Here is a 2,187-nt window from a genome sequence, read left to right as displayed (position 1 = left end):
CCTCACCCCCGGAGTATCACGCGAAATACACCAAACCCCTCACTTCAGAATCCGCTCGGTGAATCCGGGCTCAGTCCGAAACGGTCGTGGTTCGGCTGCTTCGTTTGGACCCCTGTTTGGCCCCCGGTTTCGGGCCCGGGTCGTTGGAGGCGGATGGCTGCCTCCCCCGACCCTGAGGCGACCCTGACGCGTCCCGGAACTAACCCTGCAAGCCGGAGTGATTGCTCTGCAGCGGAGAGAGGATGCGGTCATGATCTACACAGCACAATCCTCCCGGCCTGATCGTGCGCGTCGTGCGCTGGAGCTGAAGAACGTCAGCCGTTACCGCCATCCCCTCGCCTTCTACGTCCTTGCCACCGCCATCCCGTGGGCGCTGTGGTTCACCGCCGCCTGGCTGTCGCACCAGCCCGATCCCAGCCAGGGCACTATCGCCGTCATGACCGGCCTCGGCCTGGCCGGTCTCGCCGCCCCGATCGTCGTGGCGATCTGGTTCATCCGCAGAGACGGGCTCACCCGCGACGTCCTCACTCGCCTGGTCGCGCCACGCGGCACTCGCGCCTGGCTCTGGCTGGCGGCCGTCGGCCTGCTCCCCGGCGCCCTGCTCGTCGCTACCGCGATCACCATCCCGTTCGGCTACGACGTCTCGCAGTTCGAGCTTCGCAACGGCTCCACGTTCGCGACGGGCCTGCTGCCGGCGTGGATCACGCTCGCCCTGGCCCCCGTCCTGGAGGAGGTCGCCTGGAAAACCTACGGCACGGATGCGCTCGCGTCCCGGATGAACGTCCTGTGGACGTCGTTGCTGTTCGGTGTCGTCTGGGTGCTGTGGCACGTGCCGCTCGGCTTCATCAAGGGCAACTACCAGGCGGAGGTCGTCGAGGAGGGCCTGATCCACAGCATCAACTACGGTGTCTCGCTGATACCGTTCGTCATCCTGATGAACTGGCTCTACTACCGCGCCGGCCGCAGCGTCCTCGTCGCGATCGTCTTCCACCTCGCCGCCAACTTCGGCAACGAGATGTTCCTTACGCACCCGGACACCAAGGTGATTCAGACCGTCCTGCTTCTGGTGCTGTCCGTCATCGTGGTGTGGCGCGATCGGGAGTTGTTCCTGACGCCTCCCGGACGCCGCGCGTGACCCTGCCTGATGCGAGACATCCCGGCGGTGGGCCTGGAAACCGGCAGGGCAGCAACGGGCGTTGTCAAGTTGTCCATGGTGTGTCTGGCTGATGGCGTGTCAGGGTGTGGTGGGGCCGGGTGCCGGGACCGTGTCAGGCCTCGGCGGGCAGACCGGTGCTGCCGGTGATCTGGTTCCAGGTCTCGAAGCGGCGATGCATCTCGGCGCGGTACTGAGGGGCGGTGAGGCGGTGGCGTCGGGGCCTGAAGTGTGGTGAGATCGCGCTGAACACAGACAGGAACCGCTGTGTCCCGGTGGCGGAACGGAAGCCCTTCATCGCGCGTTCGCGCTGTCTGGTGGACTGGTGAGAGTTCTCCGCCCGGTTGTTGAGGTACTTCGACTGCCGGTGCTCGACCGAGGGAATCAACTCCCGGTGGGCGACGCCGTAGGAGCGGAGCTTGTCGGTGACCAGCACCCGGGGCACCCGGCATTGCTTCTTCATCAACTTGGCCAGGAACCGCTTCGCGGCCGTCGCGTCGCGCCGGGACTGCACGAGGACGTCCAGCACGTTGCCGTCCTGATCAACCGCGCGCCACAGGTACCGCCACGCGCCGTTGATCTTCACGAAGACCTCGTCGAGGTGCCACTTGTCGCCGGCCCGCGGCCGGCGGCGGCGCAGCCCGGCGGCGTACTCGGGCCCGAACCGGGCGCACCATTGCCGGACCGTCTCGTGGGAGACGATCACGCCGCGGGCGAGCAGCAGCTCCTCGACCTCCCGGAAGGAGAGCGGGAAGCGGTGGTACAGCCACACCGCGTGCGCGATGATCTCCGCCGGGTACCGGAAGCCCTTGTACGACGGTGTCGCGGTCTCCATGCTGCCCCTCCCCGGACCCGGCAAGCCAACCCGAAGATCATCGCACCGGCAGGCCCGCAGCCAACCTGACAATGCCGGGACAACCGCCCACAACGCCGCCCATGAGATCGCTCGGACTCCGAGTTCATTCCGGCGCCGAGCCGCTCCGGGGCGGTCACGTAAAGTTCTTGGTCATGACTGTGCTGCATGGCGCCTCCGT

General features: G+C 66.9%; 2 protein-coding genes. One reads left to right on the top strand and one right to left on the bottom strand.

Features of this window, described 5'->3' with window-relative positions; genetic code table 11:
- Window positions 1-250 precede the first annotated feature (250 nt).
- A complete protein-coding gene (locus tag JL475_RS38695) occupies window positions 251-1,135 on the top strand; it encodes a CPBP family intramembrane glutamic endopeptidase (RefSeq protein WP_202282877.1) in 885 nt (294 codons plus the stop codon).
- A 133-nt stretch (window positions 1,136-1,268) separates the two neighbouring features.
- Here JL475_RS38695 and JL475_RS38690 read toward each other — a convergent pair whose 3' ends face one another.
- Window positions 1,269-1,988, bottom strand: coding sequence for an IS6 family transposase (locus JL475_RS38690; protein WP_202282876.1), 720 nt, complete (start codon window positions 1,986-1,988; stop codon window positions 1,269-1,271).
- Between the last annotated feature and the right edge of the window lie 199 nt (window positions 1,989-2,187).

This window comes from Streptomyces sp. M2CJ-2, assembly GCF_016757295.1.
GTDB lineage: Bacteria > Actinomycetota > Actinomycetes > Streptomycetales > Streptomycetaceae > Streptomyces.
The sequence above is the reverse complement of the archived record's forward strand: the minus strand, read 5'-3'. Positions and strand labels throughout refer to the sequence as shown.

What these genes read in the sequence shown, in the direction of transcription:
- JL475_RS38695 (WP_202282877.1), top strand. Translation starts at nt 251, where the DNA reads ATGATCTACACAGCACAATCCTCCCGGCCTGATCGTGCGCGTCGTGCG.
- JL475_RS38690 (WP_202282876.1), bottom strand. Translation starts at nt 1,988, where the DNA reads ATGGAGACCGCGACACCGTCGTACAAGGGCTTCCGGTACCCGGCGGAG.